Annotated in this window: 17 protein-coding genes and 1 other annotated feature; of the genes, 12 read left to right on the forward strand and 5 right to left on the reverse strand. The window is 45.1% G+C overall.

All coding sequences use genetic code 11. The features are described from left to right. Window positions 1-149 precede the first annotated feature (149 nt). Window positions 150-1,376, forward strand: coding sequence for an acyltransferase (locus tag JO375_RS23165; RefSeq protein ID WP_229526667.1), 1,227 nt, complete (start codon window positions 150-152; stop codon window positions 1,374-1,376). A gap of 144 nt (window positions 1,377-1,520) precedes the next feature. Here JO375_RS23165 and JO375_RS23170 read toward each other — a convergent pair whose 3' ends face one another. Beyond that, window positions 1,521-2,174, reverse strand: a complete 654-nt coding sequence (locus JO375_RS23170) for a hypothetical protein (RefSeq protein WP_229526668.1) — start codon at window positions 2,172-2,174, stop codon at window positions 1,521-1,523. An 828-nt stretch (window positions 2,175-3,002) separates the two neighbouring features. Here JO375_RS23170 and JO375_RS23175 point away from each other — a divergent pair. Both JO375_RS23175 and JO375_RS23180 read left to right on the forward strand, forming a co-directional pair. Next, the gene (locus tag JO375_RS23175; RefSeq protein WP_229526669.1) at window positions 3,003-3,182 is read left to right on the forward strand and encodes a hypothetical protein; all 180 of its coding nucleotides are present in this window, start codon (window positions 3,003-3,005) and stop codon (window positions 3,180-3,182) included. Window positions 3,183-3,258: 76 nt separating this feature from the next. Beyond that, complete coding sequence (locus JO375_RS23180; protein ID WP_229526670.1) at window positions 3,259-3,681, forward strand: hypothetical protein; 423 nt, start codon at window positions 3,259-3,261, stop codon at window positions 3,679-3,681. A 493-nt stretch (window positions 3,682-4,174) separates the two neighbouring features. Here the strand turns inward: JO375_RS23180 and JO375_RS23185 are convergent, their stop codons facing one another. Then, window positions 4,175-4,651: a hypothetical protein gene (locus tag JO375_RS23185; protein WP_229526671.1), complete on the reverse strand. Its 477-nt coding sequence runs from the start codon at window positions 4,649-4,651 to the stop codon at window positions 4,175-4,177. A gap of 372 nt (window positions 4,652-5,023) precedes the next feature. On the opposite strand from JO375_RS23185, the gene JO375_RS23190 reads away from it, so the two are divergent. The 4 genes from JO375_RS23190 to JO375_RS23205 all read left to right on the forward strand — a co-directional run bounded on the left by JO375_RS23190 (window position 5,024) and on the right by JO375_RS23205 (window position 8,849). Continuing rightward, window positions 5,024-6,112 (forward strand): glycoside hydrolase family 11 protein, encoded by a 1,089-nt coding sequence (locus JO375_RS23190; RefSeq protein ID WP_229526672.1) that lies wholly within the window; start codon window positions 5,024-5,026, stop codon window positions 6,110-6,112. An 87-nt stretch (window positions 6,113-6,199) separates the two neighbouring features. Beyond that, on the forward strand, window positions 6,200-7,270 hold the full coding sequence (locus tag JO375_RS23195; protein WP_229526673.1) for a polysaccharide deacetylase family protein: 1,071 nt from the start codon (window positions 6,200-6,202) through the stop codon (window positions 7,268-7,270). Between the two features lie 331 nt (window positions 7,271-7,601). Further along, on the forward strand, window positions 7,602-8,543 hold the full coding sequence (locus tag JO375_RS23200) for a hypothetical protein (RefSeq protein ID WP_229526674.1): 942 nt from the start codon (window positions 7,602-7,604) through the stop codon (window positions 8,541-8,543). 69 nt (window positions 8,544-8,612) lie between these two features. After that, the gene (locus JO375_RS23205; RefSeq protein WP_229526675.1) at window positions 8,613-8,849 is read left to right on the forward strand and encodes an NHLP leader peptide family RiPP precursor; all 237 of its coding nucleotides are present in this window, start codon (window positions 8,613-8,615) and stop codon (window positions 8,847-8,849) included. Window positions 8,850-8,949: 100 nt separating this feature from the next. Here the strand turns inward: JO375_RS23205 and JO375_RS23210 are convergent, their stop codons facing one another. After that, window positions 8,950-10,839, reverse strand: a complete 1,890-nt coding sequence (locus JO375_RS23210) for a sensor histidine kinase (protein WP_229526676.1) — start codon at window positions 10,837-10,839, stop codon at window positions 8,950-8,952. Between the two features lie 343 nt (window positions 10,840-11,182). Between JO375_RS23210 and JO375_RS23215 the strand changes: the two genes are divergently transcribed. The 3 genes from JO375_RS23215 (at window position 11,183) to JO375_RS23225 (ending at window position 13,154) form a co-directional block, all read left to right on the forward strand. Next, the gene (locus JO375_RS23215) at window positions 11,183-11,437 is read left to right on the forward strand and encodes a hypothetical protein (protein ID WP_229526677.1); all 255 of its coding nucleotides are present in this window, start codon (window positions 11,183-11,185) and stop codon (window positions 11,435-11,437) included. 6 nt (window positions 11,438-11,443) lie between these two features. Further along, window positions 11,444-11,632: a hypothetical protein gene (locus JO375_RS23220; protein WP_229526678.1), complete on the forward strand. Its 189-nt coding sequence runs from the start codon at window positions 11,444-11,446 to the stop codon at window positions 11,630-11,632. Between the two features lie 89 nt (window positions 11,633-11,721). After that, window positions 11,722-11,994: a binding site (T-box leader), on the forward strand. Window positions 11,995-12,071: 77 nt separating this feature from the next. Further along, window positions 12,072-13,154, forward strand: a complete 1,083-nt coding sequence (locus tag JO375_RS23225; protein ID WP_229526679.1) for a bifunctional 3-deoxy-7-phosphoheptulonate synthase/chorismate mutase — start codon at window positions 12,072-12,074, stop codon at window positions 13,152-13,154. A gap of 530 nt (window positions 13,155-13,684) precedes the next feature. Here the strand turns inward: JO375_RS23225 and JO375_RS23230 are convergent. Further along, the gene (locus tag JO375_RS23230; RefSeq protein WP_229526680.1) at window positions 13,685-13,864 is read right to left on the reverse strand and encodes an aspartyl-phosphate phosphatase Spo0E family protein; all 180 of its coding nucleotides are present in this window, start codon (window positions 13,862-13,864) and stop codon (window positions 13,685-13,687) included. A gap of 144 nt (window positions 13,865-14,008) precedes the next feature. Further along, a complete protein-coding gene (locus JO375_RS23235; protein ID WP_229526681.1) occupies window positions 14,009-15,244 on the reverse strand; it encodes an MFS transporter in 1,236 nt (411 codons plus the stop codon). A 131-nt stretch (window positions 15,245-15,375) separates the two neighbouring features. Between JO375_RS23235 and JO375_RS23240 the strand changes: the two genes are divergently transcribed. Next, the gene (locus JO375_RS23240) at window positions 15,376-15,633 is read left to right on the forward strand and encodes a YqkE family protein (protein WP_229526682.1); all 258 of its coding nucleotides are present in this window, start codon (window positions 15,376-15,378) and stop codon (window positions 15,631-15,633) included. A gap of 329 nt (window positions 15,634-15,962) precedes the next feature. Further along, window positions 15,963-16,640, forward strand: a complete 678-nt coding sequence (locus JO375_RS23245) for a peptidylprolyl isomerase (protein WP_229526683.1) — start codon at window positions 15,963-15,965, stop codon at window positions 16,638-16,640. Window positions 16,641-16,734: the final 94 nt, after the last annotated feature.

The following is a 16,734-nucleotide window of genomic DNA, read 5'->3' on the forward strand; positions in this document are numbered from 1 at the left end:
AATTGTAAACGCAATCATATCAAATTGGAACTACTTCCGTTCTGCCAACTTTCAGGTAACGTTAATCCTGCACTAATGTTCCTGCGTTACAATACCTTCAATTGTGTTAAAGGACCCTATGCGAATCTTTGGGAAAAGGAGTGATACGGATGAGCAAGCCGCGTATCGCGGAGTGGACAGAACTGCGGGGGCTTGCCTACCTCGCTGTTGTGCTTCAGCATTGCATAGGCGAATATATATATCGCAGCGATATTCAGCAGCCGGATTCCGTTATGCTCGCAATGCTGTACCATTTGACGCGCTTTGGCACACCGGCGTTCGTTTTCCTGTCGTCGGCGCTGCTGTTTTATCATGGCAACAAACCGATTGGCTATCCCCGTTATATTGGCAGACGGTTTCGAGATATTTATGTTCCATTTCTCTGCTGGACGATCGTTTATTGGATATGTACCCAGAACTGGTCTACTGCGCAGTGGGGACAGATTTCTTTTTACCAGGGCATGTTCAAGGAAATGATTATACCTGTCAGCGGGTATCATTTATGGTTTGTGGTCATGATTTTTCAGTTTTATATTTTGTTTCCTTTATTCGCAAAAGCAGCCGGACAGGTTCAAACGTTTTTACGTCGCTATAGCCTGAAAAGACGCAAGCAGCTTGTTTTGGCTGTTATGCTGATCGCCGCTGCGGCATACGCACTGCTGTTACATTGGTCCTACTATGACATGATTACATGGAGCACTCGGCTGCCAGCCTTTTGGGAGGCTCTGTTAGATTACCGCACTTATAACTTTGTTATGTATTTTTTCTATTTGATGCTGGGCGCCGTGTGCGCTTATATGACAGACACCTGGCGGGGACTGGCCCAACAGACATTGCCCTGGAATGTATTTGTCTTTATTGGCCTGTTCATGCTCATGGGACACACGATGCTGATTCAGTCAGGCGATACGATCAATCTGAATATTTCCACCTATCTCAAGCCAAGCACCTTTGTGCTGATTGTCTCGCAGCTGCTTTTATTGTACGGACTGCTGCTCCATTTGCAAAAAGACAAGCGTTCAGAGCCGTTTCGCCGCATGCTGAACTGGATCGGTCGTTATTCCTTCGGGGGATATTTGGTGCATGCGCTCGTGCTGTCCTTCATATCCTATTTTACACGTCCGCTTTCACTGGGCGATCATCATTTTACGGCCACCCTCATTACGTTTGTCGTCGTGGCAAGTGCTTCTCTCGGCATCAGCTGGCTGTTTGCCCATCTGCCGGGAGGCAGCTGGATTGTCGGTTCCAAAGTCCGGCAGCGGTTGAACTGGCGCCCGCTTCGCTTCCAGCTGCCATCCTCTAAGCGCGCTTCCAAAGGCACGCAGGAGCTTGGCTAATGGAAAAGGGAGGCTCCATACCACATGCCTGAGATAAGGCATGCTCCCTTTCATATTGGCATAACACTTCAAGCAGCCCCGCCTCCGTTGAGGTGGGGCTGCTTGTTTTGGCCACTTATATGAGTCTTGATCCGTTCTATCCTTTTAATAATCTATCTTCTTTAATAGGAGCAGTAATTCTTCCACTCTACTAGAGTCCTCTAACCAATTCCCCTCTTTATCTTTTACAAAGATTTCTCTTTTTACCGGAAGCCCCGTTTTAGTGTCAATAGTTACTGTTTCTTTTTTTATATTGTCTTCCGCCATCACATTTTGGAAAGATGGATTAGATTGTGGTTGTATGGACTTCACCCAATTTTGATTCTTCAGTTCTCGTTTTTGTTCTTCCAACAAAGAGATGTTTAAAATTCGTTTATTTTCGCGGGCTAAATTTGGGGGTAATGTCCATGTGTTGCCAACAAGTTTACCAGTGACATGGTCCCTGCCAATAGAAGTGACGCGTCTTCCCTCTTCAGAAACAATAATTCTGTAGCGCAAAACGCCACCCACATAATCTTCCGTAACTTCATTCAGATTTTTCCGATCACGTATACGTATTGAATAGGAGCTATCGGAATAAGTGCTGGACGAAACTGATATTTTTATATATTCAACTTGCTTGCTAGTGGCTTTGTCAGCTGCTGCATTCACTTCGCTTTGAGCGCTGACAACCCTATCTGTGTTTAGATAAAAATAACCTGAAACAGCCCCCACAATCAATGGGACTGTGAGAACACCAATTAATGTTCTTTTCTTCATCTTCTTGGCCTCCTTATTCTGCTTTTAAATTCAACCCATTAGCATAGGCATCAAATGCAATAGAATTTATGTAAAGAGAATTTATTAACATTTTATGACATAAACATGTATTATATCTCAAAATAAGTCATTTTATAGAATAATAATAAACGTAATGTAGGAAAAATTACAGTTTTGCATAACAAGAGTTTGATTCCAAGCGACTGGTTATTTAATGTTCTGATCCCTGTCTGACTAACAGGGTCAGTCCAGAGCGTTCAAAATAGATATATAAACAACAGGGATAAAATTCCAATCAACAAACTGACCTAAATACCCATTTACACACTTGGGTATTCAGCAATATATTGATATTGTTAGTTTTTTATACAAACTATGTTTTTTCTCTATATTTCGTCTCCAACACTCATGCAGAAACATACATACTTTAAAAAACACGGTCCAGACGGAACAATCCACTCATTGCGTGTTAACTTTTATATCTTAAAAACAATTTTCGTGTTCCAACAAAAGCGAAATAGACAATAATTACATTCAATAGGTACATGTTTATCTGAAAGCTACTCCGTTTCATGTTTTCCCACCTAAGAACCTCATACGCAGCAGGCAAAGCTTCATAATGCCCATCTTTGTACAGAACAAAAGGAAATGGAAACCCAAACGAATTACCACTTCCACCAATGACTACAAAATTAGAGGTACCAAAAAACATACCAACCAAACTTTCCAGATCTTCATGATTTCACATCCCTTCGTATGCAAATCGTTTTACACTAACCTGTAATTCGATTTTGTATAAATAATACCATAAGAGGAGTTATTTTTTAAATGAGCAAGAAAATATTCACCTTGTTATTGTCGGTGCTGTTAACCTTTGTCCTTGTCCTTCCTGCATCAGCAGCAGAGACAATTAATGAAGGGATAGCAGACTTTAACACGGTTGAATTGCAAAAACAGCTAGACGATATTGCAGCAAAATATGGGTTTGAGCCTGTCAACCAGTCCTAAGTTAGTACAAGCCTAAAAGATAACGAACGATTACACTTTAAAAGTCCTGAAGAATTTGAAGCCTTCCTGAAAGCATTTGAAGAAGCCGAAAAAGCTTCTAACGGTGGGACAACCATCATTGAAAAAGACAGCAAAGAGACTAACCCCCCCCTTTGGCCTCGCAGCAACTTTTACAAATGGCCACGAATCTTGGTATTCATTTCTTGTAGGCGCGGCTTTCTCTTGGAAAAATGTTGATTATCACTACACAAGCGGATTTGACAAAAATGGTAAAGGGTACATGACAGGAGTATCCAATGTAACATCGTATCTGACAGGGTTTCAGGCTGGATTATCGTGGACACAAACCAATAACAGCTCATTTGCTACAGGTAAAACAGCAAAATTGAGAGTAAGTGGTTACTATCTGTTCGGCGCTGAATTGTACGATTCCCAATTGGTTATAGACAGCAAGGCGAATGGTCCAGAGATGTTGTACACAACAACCTGCCGGATTTAGCCTAATATCAAATGAGCAGAGAGAGCCGATCCCCAATTTGGGGGTTGGCTCTTTTTTCAACTGATTCTCTTCGGTTAACATTACTGTAAAAGAAGATAAAATGCATATTAATACTGATAAAACTAGAACTTATCAAACAGCATTTTTTACTTGGAACTTTGTATATCAGAAATTGGGTTTAACTTTTGGAACAGCAACCCATACGGTTTGGGGTTATACAGACGGTACTAAGGGATCGTCATTTTCAAAATCATGAAAAAATTATTAAAAATTGTTGTCATAATAGTTATTATACTTATCGTGCTTTATTTCGCTGCTAAGTATCTATTTAGTGTACCAACTAAAATAAATTTTTAGAGATCGTTTTGATTAACTCAAACGCTTCTCAGGCTGACGAGAAAGTCTCGACAGCCTGAAACGTATTAGTTTACTCGACTAAATACGTTTTTTGGTTCTTGCCATGAATTTGCTACTTCAATCAAATAACTACGGACTAACGCTTCAATTGAGCTTCATGTGGAGCGCCAGTCTTACGTTCAAATGTAATTGGACCTTTACGGTTCACGAGCCGTTTCAAATCTATGGTCATTTCATTTTTCAGCTTATCAATGAGCTGGTCTTCTTTGATGCCTTTGCTTTTAGCAATATCGGCCAACGATTTTCCTTGTCCCAGCTCATTCTCCAGCTGGTTAGGAGTGATGCCGAGCAGCTTGGCTACCTTTTCGTTCAAATGATGATTCCAGCCGTCAGGCTGTCTGCCATGATCATACTTATGAACATGTCCTTGTCGGTGGCAATCCTGCCGCTCCGTATTCTGTTGACGTACTTCTCCTTGAATGGAGCCATTGGGAGTAAGAGCTGACAACAGATCACTCGGTTCTATAACAAAAGCTTCTGCAGCCCCCGCACTACCGTACATCATCACTCCTCCGTACAGAGTAGCAGCGATCAATTTCCATTGTTTTTTCATGTCGCAGACCCTTCCTTCATTCTTTTCCATCTAATATTTTCTCTTTCCGCTATTTTTATTCGTTTTCATGCCTGCAGGACAACCATTAAATGGTAAAAAAAGATCTCATGAAAATTTCTATCCAACGATTACATCCATCCTTCAATCTACTCTGGCTCCTTGATCTAGAGAGTGAGCAGGAATTAATAACTAAACTTTCTACAGTATACCTTAATTTTTTCGAGGTTAAATATTAAGGAAACTATGATAAAATATTGTTCGTAATCGATTACAATTCAATTTATGGGAGGAAATGATGTATTGAGCTTTCTACGAGCTGCACAGCATCATAGTCAGACTAAATGCAAATGAATCAAAAAGGAGGAATATCAAATGAAACGGAAAGGGATAAGGTTATTTTTATCAATTCTGATTTGTTTCTCACTTACATTACCAGCAGTAACCGCACAGGCGGCAACACCGATCACCTCAAATGAAACTGGCACCCACGACGGCTACTACTATGAATTGTGGAAGGATTCCGGGAACACAAGTATGACTCTTAATAGTGGTGGTACGTTCAGTGCCCAGTGGAGTAACATCAATAATGCGTTATTCCGTAAAGGCAAGAAATTCAACGAGACCCAGACACACCAGCAAATTGGAAACATATCCGTAAACTACAGTGCCAACTACCAGCCTAATGGCAATTCATACTTATGTGTCTATGGGTGGACGGTTGACCCGCTCGTAGAATATTACATCGTCGATAGCTGGGGCAGCTGGCGTCCGCCCGGAGCAACGCCAAAGGGCACCATTACCGTTGACGGGGGGACATATGACATATATGAGACCATTCGAGTCAACCAACCTTCCATTAAAGGCAATAATACAACTTTTAAACAGTATTGGAGTGTCCGGACATCAAAGCGCACGAGCGGAACCATATCTGTTAGCGAACACTTCAAAAAGTGGGAGAGCTTAGGAATGACAATGGGTAAGATGTATGAAACTTCGCTTACGGTAGAGGGATATCAAAGCAGTGGGAGTGCGACTGTGACTAGTAATACAATCACGATCGGCGGCAGCTCCGGCGGCGGGACTACTCCCCCTCCAAGCACTGGTACGAAAGTGGAAGCCGAGAGTATGACCAAAGGCGGTCAGTACACCGGAAATATCAGTTCGCCGTTCAACGGAGTCGCTTTATACGCCAACAATGATTCGGTGAAATATACACAGAATTTCTCCAGCGGCACCCATAGTTTTTCACTCCGTGGTGCTTCGAACAACTCCAACATGGCCAGAGTCGACTTGAAAATCGGCGGAGTGACAAAGGGAACCTTCTATTTCGGCGGGAGCTCGCCTGCGGTCTATACTTTAAACAATGTCAGCCATGGAACCGGAAATCAAGAGATTGAGCTCGTTGTAACAGCCGATAACGGGACATGGGATGCTTACATTGATTATTTAGAGATCAACTAAAACCCCGAACACTAGGAGAGAGTTGAAGCGATTCGGAGTGACTTGAAGAGCCATACTAGCCATTTAAAATTGCTAGGAGGAAGTAACATGTTAAATGCTAAAGCAGTAAAATGGGCGGCGATCGGGTCGCTTATCGTGTCTTTGTTTATGGGCTCACTGGGGATTTCCGACGACAAGGTGCTTGCGGCTGATTGTTCGAACGGCTATGTAGCATTAACCTTCGACGATGGTCCGAATCCCTACAACACCACAACGCTGCTTAACACGCTAAAGCAAAACGGCTTGCGTGCGACGCTCTTCAACATAGGACAAAATGCGCAGAATTCCCCGTCACTCGTACGCGACCAGCAGGCAGCAGGCATGTGGATTGGCAACCATTCATGGTCGCATCCCCACCTGACTCAGCTGAGCACCTCACAAATGGCATCGGAAATAACACGCACGCAACAAACGCTGCAGTCCACTACCGGCACGGCACCGAAGTTGTTCCGTCCGCCGTACGGCGAGACCAACACGACCTTGAAATCCATCGAGAAGCAAAACGGTCTTACCGAAGTGCTGTGGAACGTTGACTCCCAGGACTGGAACGGCGCCACCACCGCCCAGATCGTATCCGCCGCGGGCAGGCTGCAGAACGGAGACGTGATTCTGATGCACGACCAGTATCAGACTACGCTCCAAGCAATCCCGCAGATCGCGCAGAACCTCAAGAGCCGGGGCCTTTGCTCTGGCATGATCTCGCCAAGCACCGGCCGGGCGGTCGCGCCTGACGGCGGAAGCGGTGAAACGCCAAGCACAGGGACGAAAATGGAAGCCGAGAATATGACCAAAGGCGGTCAGTACACCGGAAATATCAGTTCGCCGTTCAACGGAGTCGCTTTATACGCCAATAATGATTTGGTGAAATATACGCAGAATTTCTCCAGCGGCACCCATAATTTTTCAATCCGTGGTGCCTCGAACAACTCCAACATGGCCAGAGTCGACTTGAAAATCGGCGGAGTGACAAAGGGAACCTTCTATTTCGGCGGGAGCTCGCCTGTGGTCTATACTTTAAAAAATGTTAGCCACGGAACCGGAAATCAAGAGATTGAGCTCGTTGTAACAGCCGATAACGGGACATGGGACGCTTACATTGATTATTTGGAGATCAACTAGAATCCCGAAGCGGTAAATGTTCCTTTTGAGTTTTTGATTTGGTTTCTGATCGTTTTTTCAAACAAAATCCCGGCGGGGTCTTCCCTGCCGGGATTTTTGTCGGTATCCCCGACATAGTGCTAGCTGTTGAGTGGCCGCTAGCATGGTATGCTATCGCATTTCTAAGTGTAATTGGACTAAGCGTATTGCTTCTAGCAACAAATTGAATAAAAGAATGTGCGGCGTTTGAGTAAAAATAACAAGACCTCGAAAATTGCAATCCATTATACAATGACGGGTAGCAACTAGGAATCGCTATAGAATATATCCATAAGAGATGCAGGTGATAGCGATGAAATGGTATTTTGCATACAAAGATGAATTAGAGGACGTATTTCGTCAAGCGGAGGAGCGGATAGCGGCGTTTCCTGCTCCGTTTCAGCATCTGGGACTGGACTATCTGGCCCATTTTAATCCATTACGGGAAGACAGCACCCGCAACTACATATGCTACTTGCTTCCCTTTTGGCTGCAGGAAATCACTGGTCTGACCCCAGAAATTTGCCGAAAGCTATCACTTGGGAACGTGTTTGTCATGGCTCATTATTTCATTCAGGACGATGTGATGGATACGCCAGCAGACAACAGCGCAACGCAACTTGCCTTAAGCCAGCTATTCTATACCGAATGTCTGCGCATTTATCAGAACCTTTTTCCCGCTTCCTCTCCTTTTTGGTCACATGCCCAAACGTATGTCAATGAGTGGGCCGTTAGTGTAGTATCCGAGGGAACAGAGAACTATTTTCAAGGAGACCGGCATCGGATTGCCCTGAAAGCAAGCCCGTTAAAAATGGCCGGAACAGGCGCTTTGCTGCTCGGTGGCCGTGCTGATCTGATTCAGGCTATTACAGAGATGACCGATACGGCGCTGCTTGTGCTCCAAATGTCGGATGATTGGGCCGATTGGCCGGAAGACTGGGAGGAAAACAGCTACAATTGCTTATTATCTCATATCAGTGCGGAACAGAAGACCGCTTATCGTGAAGGTTTAAACCCGGAGAAGGTTCAAGAAGCGATTTATGTACGCGGTACGTTGACCAGTTACGCGGGCATTGCCAATCAAGCAGTCCGAAAGTTGGAGGCTATGGAGCCTTCCGTCCCGGGTCTGCATATGTTCGCACGCTCCATTGCGGAAGAGCTGGGCGAAGAAGCCGCAGAAATTGAAAGCGGGCGCTCGCATTTGAGAAGAGGCGGACTCGATTTCTGGATCACCAAAAATATGAAAAAATCCTAGATTTTGATAAGTCTTTCGTGGTATACTGACTAGGTAATTATAACCAATTGAATGAGAGGGTGATTTTTGATGGCTACTGAAGTTCTTCAAACACAAGTCATTCAAAAAGCTTGGGAGGATGCCAGTTTTAGAGAAAAACTGATAACAGATCCCAAATCTGCAATACGTGATGTGTTAGGAGTCATGATCCCTGACCATATCCAAATCAAAACGTTAGAAGAAACATCTGATCAGTTTTATTTGGTTATCCCTCCCAACCCATCTGGCGTGTTGGCTGCATCCCGGAAACCTAGCTCGATGTGGTAAATTGGTTCTTGCAGCCCTTCTGAATTACATTTCCTGATGACAAGCGGGTGGGTCCAGCAAGCTTTCTTCCGTTTTCTCCGAACGCAAAAAAGCCGGATATTTATCCGGCCACGGGGAAGCGGATGGTTGCTTCTGTTCCCACCCCTTTTGCGCTTGTGAAAGATATTTTGCCATTCATCGTTTCAATAATCCGAAAGGTCACCATCATTCCCAAACCTGTCCCCTTTGTCTTATTCGAAAAATAAGGCTCACCTAGTCTGGATAAGGTCTGAGCATCCATCCCTTCACCATTGTCCCGAATATGAATGACAGCTTCTCCGTTATCCACATAAGCCCATATGTGAATATGACCCTGATCTCGCAGTGCTTCAATGCTGTTTTTAATGATATTGATGAACGCCTGCTTGAACTTAGAGGAATTCCCACGCACTTTGATTTCCTGGGGAATATCCAGCGATATTTTACCGCCCTGCAAATTGGCCATCGGACTAATGATTCCTTCAATATGCTTGAATTCATCCAATATGGTCAGCGTCTTGGTGTGTTCAAATTCAGGCTTGGCAAAGGTTAGAAAGTCCGTAATAATCGCAGAAGCCCGATCCAGCTCCTCCAACGCGATATGTAGATAATCTTTATTTTTGCCGTCCTCCTGCTTGCTCATCAACTGGAGAAATCCACGGGTCACTTGAAGCGGATTGCGGACTTCATGGGCTACCGATGCAGCCAGATCACTAATGATCTCCATTTTCTCCGAACGTTGAAGCTCATTATTAAACATCTCCAGTTTTCTGGAATAGCGAACCACCTGCTTATGTTTTTCTGCCAGCCTTCTGCCCAGAATCGCAATCAGTGCCATCACAAAGCCGAACACGCCCCATTTCCACAGGAACATATTATAGTGTCCTTCGCGAATGAAGAACCAGCTCAGCTCACCAATGCAGATCACTGCGAAAAAAGCAAAGCCTGTCGATAAAATAATCGCTTCGTGATCTCCCTTAAGCGCCCTGCAAACCGAAGCAAACACCAGCAGTACTAGCAAAGCCATGAGCAATACGTACAGAATGGTTACACTGAAGAAATAATACACATCGTTTAATCGCCCCTGTACGCCCAAATTCACAATCATCATGGTGAAGCAGAACAGGGAATAAACAGATAGCAGCTTTCGAAATTTGCGAATCAGTACAACCGAGCTAATATTTTGTTCAAAATAGTACGCTAAAGAGGGCAATAAAATGAACATTCCCACATCAAACAGCTGTAAATACAGCTTGCCAAAGTTGCGATAAAACGTGTACAAAAACGGCGAATACGTCACAATCATCAAACCAATGGATAGTACAATCGCGCTGAGGGACAGCCACATGGCCATGCTTGGACGAAACAGAAAAAATGAGCAGATCAGCAGTACCAGGGCAATGAAAATAAATGTACTGCCCAGTATGATGTCCAAAATATCCATTCTGACCAAAGTTCCCAGCAGGTCACGATAATCACCAGTGATCACATCTCCGTTAATACCCAGTCTATGCTTGCTGCTTTCCGTCCATATGTATAATGTCTTGCCGCTATCTTCGGGTTTTAGCGGAATCAACACACGATTATTTTCATAATTGTACCCGCGATAGGATTCGTAAAAGTTGGTGCCATCCTTATACAGCGTAATATGTCGGCCATATATATTTTCAAAAAGCACCGCTGGCGTTTCATCATTCAGCGATGGCAGTCGAATACGAATCCAGGCCGAGCCGATATTCCTAGGCTGCATAGGCAACTGTGAATCGTCCTGAATCTGCATCCAGGCCTTGCTGGGACTTCTTACTTCATCTAGAGAGCCATCTTCCCCTTCCACTCCCCACCTCATATCCCAAGAGGGTATTCTATACTCTCTTTCAGGGGTTATTTTCGCCGCATAGACCTGGGGGTCCAGCGACAACAGCATCACTATGACCGCCAACAGGGCGGCGACAGCTTTGGGCACATGCCTCATGTTAAGCACCTCAAAATTACAAAGTAGAATTTACAAATTTATATGTGTTTTGACAATTTTAAGCTTTCTGAAATTATATTATTCTACACGATGATGTACATACCTTCTTCCTAAGAAGGATATCATGTTCTTTTTACTCATTATTTGTAAAATCTCATCCAATTCATATCCCTCCATCTCCTCTTTATCATATCACAGCAGTTACGAAAAAAACGTTTATCAAGAATCGTCATATTCCTGATCGCATGATTTAAAGCTCTGACAGACACACTAACTCAAGGTTTAGCCGTTCTGTTATTGGATAAGACCGACATAATTAACAAAAGTAAAGGAGCTGAGCAATATGGCCAGCCGTGATGATCACACAACTGAACTGCATGACCATGACTTTGAGGCTTCCCTGCAAAATGCGGAAACGAACTGGGAAAATCTGATCGAAGAACCGGATACCCTGTTGGAAAATATCCCCGATGCAGATGAACTGACACCAGACAGTCCTGTTGATCTTTCCGGTCCCATTGAATTTCTGCATGGAACAGATTTGCTAAACGGTACCGATGGCGATGAGGATGAGGAGCTGCAGAAAGGAGTTGACTGATCTTCTATGTATAAAGATCCGATGTCTCAGGCCGATATGGCGTACAAACGCTACAAAGCCTTAAATCCTGTGAAAGAGGACGACCGCAGGTCTGCGGGCCAGATCACTACGGATGATTCTACGCAGAACTCTACTGAAAACTACCCGCTAGGAGTTGCATCGGCCAACCCTGTACCCAAAGATCGGGACCGATAAGAACAGGGCAAAAGCTGAACTGGATAAACAGGGCTTGCCTTCTGCACCTACTTTGTTTAAAATAAGGACAAATCTTTTGAATACCATGAACAAAGACATAGACGGAGATAAGTAAACGTCTAACCGGATTCCCACAGAAAGGTACGAGTTGCTGAGAGTGTACCGTAATCCCGCGTTGAAATTCACTCCCGAGTCGAGCCTTGAACCGACACAAGGATTCATTTCTTTGTACGTATTAGAGGTTTCCGGAAGCCCCCGTTATGGGCATCAAGCTCAGAAGCTGCGGCCGTCTGCTGGATTGACGTTGACGACTCGAATGTAGCTTCTGTAATTAGGGTGGTACCACGGCATTCGTCCCTTGCGGCGAATGCCTTTTTGTGTATTCCTGGAAAAAGTCTAGAACTTACAGAAAAATTAAAATGGGGAAAGGGTGTACTGTATGTCAACCAATGAAAATTCTTTGGAGCTGCTGCGGGAACAGCTCGATGCTACAAACTTGCAATTACTGGAGCTGCTGTCCCAACGCGCTGAGCTGGCAGGACGGCTCGGAAAATTGAAGGAAGCACAAGGGGTACCTGACTTTGATCCGGTACGTGAGCAGCAAATGCTGGATAAACTGATCGCTGCTAACCGTGGGCCTTTTGACGATGCGACGATTCGCCAGCTGTTCAAAAATATTTTCAAGGCTTCGCTGAACTATCAAAAAGAAGAACACAAGAAGCATTTGATCGTCAGCCGTAAAAATCAACCGGATAGCACGGTCATTAAAGTCAAAGACACGTTGGTTGGCGGCAAAGCCTCCATCATGGTGGCGGGTCCCTGCTCGGTGGAGAGCTATCAGCAAACTCGTGAAGTGGGGGCCGCTCTCAAAGAGGCTGGTGTACCGATTCTTCGCGGGGGTGCATTCAAACCGCGTACGTCTCCGTACGATTTCCAGGGGCTGGGCGTTGAAGGTCTGCAAATCCTCAAACGCGTAGGCGACGAGTTCGGGCTGGCGACCATCAGTGAAATCGTTGATCCAAGACATTTGGAGGAAGCGGTCCAATACATCGACATCATCCAAATCGGTGCGCGCAACATGCATAACTTTGAGCTGCTCAAGGCTGCGGGTGAAACCAGAACTCCGGTTCTGCTCAAGCGCGGACTCTCTGCAACGATGGAAGAATTCCTTCATGCAGCGGAATATATCGTTTCTCGCGGCAACACACAAGTCATGCTGATTGAGCGCGGGATCCGTACGTATGAAAAATGGACTCGCAACACGCTGGACATTTCTGCTGTACCGATCTTGAAACGGGAAAGCCATCTGCCTGTGCTGGTAGACGTGACGCACTCCACAGGGCGCAAGGACATCCTGGCCCCTTGTGCCAAAGCCGCGCTGGCTGCTGGTGCTGACGGTATCATGGTGGAAGTCCATCCGAACCCAGCAGTCGCTTTGTCTGATGCACAGCAGCAGCTGAATATTCCTGAGTTCCAGAAATTCTTCTCGGATGTCAAGGAATCCGGCTTACTCAAAGCATAGTTACTGATCATGCAGACGAAACCTAGATATATGTATGCTCCATTTTCATTGAAGCATATATGTATTTAGGTTTTTTTATACCTTAAATCATGCATAAAAAGAATACCACCAATGGAGAAGTCGATGATATGACTCGGTGATTCGCTTCCTTCTCTATTCCAATGAGATGGACCTATCCAAGTACATTGCAAAAATTGGCCTGACATCAGAATCATCAATGACCAATCGAACTTCTGGCATTTCGCCTACGCATGGAAAATACGATTCATATCATCGCTGAAGTACAGGATAACGGAAAGTATATGTTGAAACATTATCAATGTGTCATTGCAACCGTAAAATAACCGTACAATAATCGGCGGAACAGGCCAGTACAAAGGCTCATGGAAGCACACACTCCATGAGCCTTTTTGTATGGAAATACATCGGATCATCTCCTGCACTTTTTTCAGTCATAGGAAATAAGAATACGTCAACATTGAAGCCAAGGGCTACGGTTTCATTTAGTGGTGCTGATAAGCCGATTATATTTATGCGGTTGGTTTTTTTTCTTTTATATAAAAATGGCGATTATATTGATTGATGAGGTTATCCAGAATTACAGACTGTCTAAGCACACTGGCATGACTAAAACCATGTTTTGCCTGTAAAGCATACAGCTTTTGCCGGGCTTTCTCCAGCCTTTGGCGCAAAATGTCGTCTCTTATCATAATTTATCCCTCCTTGTCATATCATCAGTTTAGGGCGTTATGAATAAGTTTACTAAAAGTGGAGATTTGAGATTATGATCTATTCGCACAAAAAAAGACCTGCTTTGAGAGCAGGTCTGTAAAATGAGCTTGGTATTCCATCGCCTATCCGGCAGAATGGACATCTGTGTGCGTTGACTTATGGGAAGCTGAAGCTGTGAAAACTTCTTTCCCTTTTGTCCATAGCAGTAGCGCCGCAACCAGCAGCATGCCGCCGTTCAGCACAAAAATCCAGCGAATCGGCATCCAGCTGCCAAGCAAGCCGCCAATCAGCGGAGCTGCCATCGTCGCCAGCTGTGTGGCCGATTGATTCAAGCTAAAGGCACGGCCGCGGAATTCCGGCTTGGTGACCTCCACGGTCATCGCATTAATCGCCGGGATGACGGACGCATAAAACAAGCCGTAGCCAAAACGAAGCGCACCAAAGCCAAAAAAGTTGGTTACAAAAAATTGAAAAATATTGCCAATTCCTGAACCAATCAATCCGATCAGCAACACTTGTGCAAATCCGATCCGTCCGCCGATTCGCCCCCAGCGCGGAGCCATGAGCACGGCCGCAATGCCTACGGCTGAGAAGACAATCCCCGAGCTTAAAGACGCCTGGCTGCGAACTACTCCCATCTCAAGCACGTACACCGTAATGAGCGGCTCCAAAATCATGACGGAGAAGGTGCTCAGTCCAGCCAGAATGAGCAAGAAATACAATGGTCGATTAGCCATAGCCTCCTTGATATCATCACGGACATGCGAGCGGGTGACCGTTTTCTTAAAGTTGTCCTCTCTGGTACCAAAGGTCGCGATTAGCGCAGAGACCAGTACAAGCGCCGCAGAGAACAAAAAGGCATTTCGGTTACCATAATAATGACTTACTACCCCGCCAATCAGCGGGCCTATAATGCTGCCGGTTGCCCCGGCGGTCGCCATAATGCCAAGCGCATATCCCGTTTTGTCCTCGGGCGACCCTGTACCCACCAGTGCGATGGCCGCAGGAATAAAACCGGAGAGAAGGCCCTGAAACAGACGTACTCCCACGAACACATAGGGGTCTGTCACAAAAGCACATATCAGGTACAATACCGCCAGACTAAAGCCGGAACGAATCAGCATCGGCTTGCGTCCATATTTATCTGCAAGCGAGCCCCAAAACGGTGCAATGAGCGCACTGGCTAAAAATGTGATTCCAAAGGCAATTCCCGACCACAGCTCCAAATGATCGTTTACGCTCATTTCCGTATTCAAAAAAATAGGTAAAAACGGGATGGATACGGAATAGGCCATACTGCAAAATAATACCCCAATCCACAAATTAACCAGGTTTCGTTTCCAATATAGATGATACATGCTGCCACACGTCCCTTCTGCCTAATTCATTATTACCCTCTCCATAAGAAAAGTCCACTCCATGCCTCGTTCTCCAGGCGTGGAACAAGCACAAAGAAGCTGCTATAATCGAAAGGAATGGAGATGATGACATGGCTAAAAAGAGAAATTCGTCAATGCCCGCTCCTGCGGCTCAGGACAAACCTGCTACGTTGAAGGATCTGCTGAGCCAGGATGTGCTGAACAAGCTGAAGGCTCAGGCTAACGAAGCCCAGGCAGAGATGGACAAGCGTAAGGAAGAGGAACGGCAGCGTGTCCTTGAAGCCAAAAAGGCAGAACAGAAGAAGCTGGACAACAATTTTGAGCATCTGCTGAATAACAGCGATTTGGACTGGCACAAATACAAATAAGCCAAAACCATTGCGGTTTTGGCCTATCTTTACGCTCTATATGAATTACAGCCAGTCACGAATATGCTGCACCGAGTACCATACCCCTACCCAAACCGGCAGACTGAACGCCATCCCCCATATGAGACCTTTAGCCAGCTTTTTGTCTACCTCCATCATAATCCTGCCCCTTTCCTTGGGAATAGTAGCAGTATGGGTAAAGAATACGGCTTTCAAACCCGTATTTCCTTACCATAATAAAAAAGGTATGATAGAAAATGGAAAAGCGCTCTGCGCTGCCCCCAATAATTCAGGATGTTACATCATCCAACATTTCAGGAGGAATTTTAATGAATCGAAAAACAATACGCCCATGGTCCATGTTGTGCCTTATGGCCATCATGCTCGTGCTTGTTGCCGGATGCGGCACAAAAGCGACCGACGTGGAAGCCGCAAGCCGGACAAGCAATCCAGCTCCTGCTGCGACTAAGGACAAAAACAAGGCCGTTTCCCATCCTATCGTTACGATTGTCATGAATGATGGTAAAAAGATCAAACTTGAGCTATACCCGGAAGTAGCACCGAACACGGTCAACAATTTCATCTCTTTGGTGCAAAAGGGCGCTTATAACGGTACCATTTTCCATCGGGTTATTCCAGGCTTCATGATTCAGGGTGGCGATCCGTTAGGCAACGGTACAGGCGGTCCCGGCTACAGTATTAAAGGTGAATTCAAAAGCAATGGCTTTAATAACACGCTCAAGCACACACGTGGTGTATTATCCATGGCCCGCTCAGCGGATCTGAATTCCGCCGGCTCACAATTTTTCATCATGGTTGCCAATGCGGACTACCTCGATGGACAATATGCTGCTTTCGGCAAAGTGACGTCAGGCATGGATGTGGTCGATGCGATCGTTAACTCCAAGCGGGATAGCAATGACAAACCACTCAAACCGGTTACGATGAAAAAAGTAACTGTAGATACACTGGGTGTAAAATATCCGGCTCCAGTCAAAGTAAAATAAAGTGACCATCAGACCCGTCTTGCAAAGCGGGTTGGCAGTAACGACCTTGTGCATATACGCATTAGGTCGTTTTGCTGTCCCTACATGCTTCATT

Source organism: Paenibacillus farraposensis, assembly GCF_020736845.1.
GTDB classification, from domain to species: domain Bacteria; phylum Bacillota; class Bacilli; order Paenibacillales; family Paenibacillaceae; genus Paenibacillus; species Paenibacillus farraposensis.

Coding starts and splice junctions, on each gene's coding strand:
- JO375_RS23195 (WP_229526673.1), top strand. CDS start 6,200: ATGTTAAATGCTAAAGCAGTAAAATGGGCGGCGATCGGGTCGCTTATC.
- JO375_RS23210 (WP_229526676.1), bottom strand. CDS start 10,839: ATGAGGCATGTGCCCAAAGCTGTCGCCGCCCTGTTGGCGGTCATAGTG.
- JO375_RS23165 (WP_229526667.1), top strand. CDS start 150: ATGAGCAAGCCGCGTATCGCGGAGTGGACAGAACTGCGGGGGCTTGCC.
- JO375_RS23170 (WP_229526668.1), bottom strand. CDS start 2,174: ATGAAGAAAAGAACATTAATTGGTGTTCTCACAGTCCCATTGATTGTG.
- JO375_RS23240 (WP_229526682.1), top strand. CDS start 15,376: ATGGCTAAAAAGAGAAATTCGTCAATGCCCGCTCCTGCGGCTCAGGAC.
- JO375_RS23205 (WP_229526675.1), top strand. CDS start 8,613: ATGGCTACTGAAGTTCTTCAAACACAAGTCATTCAAAAAGCTTGGGAG.
- JO375_RS23215 (WP_229526677.1), top strand. CDS start 11,183: ATGGCCAGCCGTGATGATCACACAACTGAACTGCATGACCATGACTTT.
- JO375_RS23235 (WP_229526681.1), bottom strand. CDS start 15,244: ATGTATCATCTATATTGGAAACGAAACCTGGTTAATTTGTGGATTGGG.
- JO375_RS23175 (WP_229526669.1), top strand. CDS start 3,003: ATGAGCAAGAAAATATTCACCTTGTTATTGTCGGTGCTGTTAACCTTT.
- JO375_RS23245 (WP_229526683.1), top strand. CDS start 15,963: ATGAATCGAAAAACAATACGCCCATGGTCCATGTTGTGCCTTATGGCC.
- JO375_RS23185 (WP_229526671.1), bottom strand. CDS start 4,651: ATGAAAAAACAATGGAAATTGATCGCTGCTACTCTGTACGGAGGAGTG.
- JO375_RS23230 (WP_229526680.1), bottom strand. CDS start 13,864: ATGATAAGAGACGACATTTTGCGCCAAAGGCTGGAGAAAGCCCGGCAA.
- JO375_RS23200 (WP_229526674.1), top strand. CDS start 7,602: ATGAAATGGTATTTTGCATACAAAGATGAATTAGAGGACGTATTTCGT.
- JO375_RS23225 (WP_229526679.1), top strand. CDS start 12,072: ATGTCAACCAATGAAAATTCTTTGGAGCTGCTGCGGGAACAGCTCGAT.
- JO375_RS23190 (WP_229526672.1), top strand. CDS start 5,024: ATGAAACGGAAAGGGATAAGGTTATTTTTATCAATTCTGATTTGTTTC.
- JO375_RS23220 (WP_229526678.1), top strand. CDS start 11,444: ATGTATAAAGATCCGATGTCTCAGGCCGATATGGCGTACAAACGCTAC.